The sequence below is a fragment of the Saccharopolyspora sp. NPDC045941 genome (assembly GCF_056431445.1).
The window spans coordinates 1-1,813 of sequence record NZ_JBWKKU010000155.1 but is presented as its reverse complement, the minus strand read 5'-3'; the positions used below and the strand labels follow the sequence as shown (position 1 = coordinate 1,813).

General features: G+C 62.8%; 2 protein-coding genes. Both read right to left on the bottom strand.

What is annotated here, in order from left to right; genetic code table 11:
* Positions 1 to 78 precede the first annotated feature (78 nt).
* Positions 79 to 570, bottom strand: a complete 492-nt coding sequence (locus AC07FN_RS45825; protein WP_478401371.1) for a hypothetical protein — start codon at positions 568 to 570, stop codon at positions 79 to 81.
* Positions 567 to 1,664, bottom strand: a complete 1,098-nt coding sequence (locus AC07FN_RS45820; RefSeq protein WP_478401370.1) for an RNA-dependent RNA polymerase family protein — start codon at positions 1,662 to 1,664, stop codon at positions 567 to 569. Before AC07FN_RS45820 ends, AC07FN_RS45825 begins: the two co-directional genes overlap by 4 nt.
* Positions 1,665 to 1,813 lie beyond the last annotated feature (149 nt).

Sequence of the window (1,813 nt, the reverse complement as noted above, 5' to 3'; positions counted from 1 at the left end):
ACCAGCCCGAACGCGTACAAGCCTTCTTCGGCAAGGACGAAGTCCGCTACGCCGCAGACTAGACACGCCACATTTGCACTACCAATCAATAAGTCTCTCCTTGACCCTCTGTTCGGTCTTTTCGTTCCGCAGCTGGTGCCTTGTCAGCCTCCCTAAGCCGTGGGCGACGGCGTTGCGCGCTTCAGCTAGTCGCTCAACCGCCTTCCAATCCTCGTCAACGTCGAGCCAATCCTTGTAGGCGTTCTTCTGGTCATTCCAGGTGCTGGTGCGGCGGATAACGGCATCTTCAGCCACTCTGATGGCGGCAGCGCTTCGCGCACCTGCAACTGCTCTGTTGACTTCGCGTGACAGCATGTCCGACGCGAACGCCTCAGTGATTGACAGCAGCCTGATCAATGTGGCTTGGCACCTGTCCTGGACCGGATTCCCATCCGGTGCTACCCGCAGCCGTGTACGTTGCTGCGGTTTCAAAGCCGCGACCGCAGCACGATGGGCCCCAAGCGTGCGAAACAGCAACGCCGACGACGCCTCGGCTTCAGCAGATGGGACCAGCGGAACTGGCTTGGTCATTGTGGTGTCACAGCCTGGAGGAGCAGCCGGTCCAGTTCGTCGTCGGCTGTCTTTTCCGCTCTCGCGCTGTCAAGGCCGATCAAGCCCGAGTACGCTAGACGCCGCCATTCCGGGCCAACCCGATCGACGGCGGCCGCGACTAGATCAGGATCACCCCGTCCGATCCGTCCCAACGCGGCCGCCGCGGTGGCGGCCAGGCCGTCATGGCCATCTGTAATGCACTGGGCGAGCCAATCTTCGTAGGTGTGTCTGTGTTGTGAATGCCGAACACCACCAGCGACCTGCGCTAGCCACATGCCTTGCCATGCGCTGAGGATATTGCCGGTGACGGCATCATCAAGTGCACTACGGAGATCGGCACGCTCACGCCGGCCGTTCCTCCCGTATGCATCCAGGTATGCAGCGATCTGCGGAGTGAGGGCAGGCTCAAGGCGGAACAGCGCTGACAGGGAGCCCAATGGCCGGGAGTCGCCGGCTGCGCCGAGCGTCGGCAAGGCGCGGCCAAGTAGAGACTGGGTGATCGCGGCTTCCTGCGCAGCCTGCACCTCCTCGGATTCGTCCTCATTCTCCCAAAGTTCCCACGCCTGCTGCGCAGCTCGCAGACGCCGAGGGTCGATGTCTTCGGACTCTTCGCCGTAGTCCGCGGCAAGCACTTCGTCTTCATCGACGCTGTCCAGAAGCGTGCCGCCAGGTGTCAATAGCGTCGCAGAGGCACGCCCCTCGTCGCTATAATCCGGGCCCAGGAACCCCAAACCGCTGAGCGGGTCGGCTGACTCGCCGCCAGCGAACAGACGCTGCTCGGCGTCGGCGAACGACGTAAGGGAACTCCGGTAGTTTCCCGCGCCGTATGTGAAGGTCTTGCGCTCGTTGAGTACCAGGCCGAGGGCTCGTACCTCCATTGCGCATGCTTCTAGCGACGCACGAGCATCGCCGAGAGAAGGGGAACTGATCCGGAAATCGTCCGAGTAAGTAAACACGGTGTGGCCCTGGCGGAGGAGGCGTCTGCGAACTGGGTCGATGTAGGCGTCGCCCAGCAAGTCACTGGCAGGGTGCACTTGCGGCAGCCCGACGCGACGGCCGAGGATCGAAGCCAACAGATCGGCCAGTGCGTCGGTGGCGAGCTCCTCGCCGGTTTGGGCAACCAGCTCGAGGAATAGTCAAGACCTGTGGGTCAAGATTGTTTAGGCGGCGGTGGGTGGGGCGTGGTCGTCGGGGCGTTCGACGAGTTTGCCGCCCTCGAAGC

What these genes read in the sequence shown, in the direction of transcription:
- AC07FN_RS45825 (WP_478401371.1), bottom strand. Translation starts at nt 570, where the DNA reads ATGACCAAGCCAGTTCCGCTGGTCCCATCTGCTGAAGCCGAGGCGTCG.